This window comes from Thalassotalea sp. G20_0, assembly GCF_017744175.1.
GTDB lineage: Bacteria > Pseudomonadota > Gammaproteobacteria > Pseudomonadales > Endozoicomonadaceae > Endozoicomonas.
This window is the reverse complement of record NZ_JAGHQV010000316.1, coordinates 1-813: the sequence shown is the minus strand read 5'-3', so window position 1 is coordinate 813 and position 813 is coordinate 1. Positions and strand designations below refer to the sequence as shown.

1 protein-coding gene is annotated in these 813 nt (G+C 47.4%); it reads right to left on the bottom strand.

Annotation, left to right across the window (positions count from 1 at the left end):
- On the bottom strand, positions 1–756 hold a 756-nt coding region (locus tag J7438_RS26260; RefSeq protein WP_286196962.1), incomplete at its 3' end, for a DEAD/DEAH box helicase family protein.
- Between the last annotated feature and the right edge of the window lie 57 nt (positions 757–813).

Here is an 813-nt window from a genome sequence, read left to right as displayed (position 1 = left end):
CTGTTCTGAATTGGCAAGCCATCGATAAACGTCACTGATATGGGGTTTGTTCTCAGCCCATTCAGATGGAGGAAGTAAGCCTGTGTCTCTGAAGATCACTGTACGCAGGTAATCACGTTGTTTTTCCTGAGCCTTATGGCGAACCGGACCGGCTTGCATATGAATAATGGGTTGATGCCCATCTTGTCGATGTGGCGTAGCCGTGATGCCCAGAACATAACGGCTTCTCACCTCATTCAGTAAAAGCTCATACCTCGGTGCTGACAGGTGATGGCATTCATCAATAATGATCTGTCCGTAATCAAATATGAGAGGGTTTACCTGGTTATCACCTTTATTGATCAGGCTTTGGTAGGTAGCAATATCGAAGACGCCTGTTGGTTTTTTCTTGCCGCCAGAAATGACTCCTACCTTTTCAAGACTTAAAAACGCTTCTGCCCGCTCTTTCCACTGATCGATCAGTTGGCGGCTGTGCACCAAAACCAACGTATTCACGCTACGTTCAGCAACCAGAGCCAATGCCGTAACTGTTTTGCCAAAAGCGGTGGGTGCATGAAGTACGCCAACATCGTGCGCCATCATTGCTTTGACCGCTTTTTGTTGCTCTTTTTTTAACGTCCCCTGAAAGTTCACGTTATGCAGCTCAGTCCCGATGTTTCTTTTGTCGTCAATACTGAGCTGACAACCCTGTTCTTTGAGTAAGTCCGCTAGCTCATCAAGGCATCCCCGCGGTAAAAGCAAATAGCCATCTTCCATACGAGTGCAGGAAATAATGCGCGGAATCCCCTGGGTTGAGAATCGCAATGCCTGTGT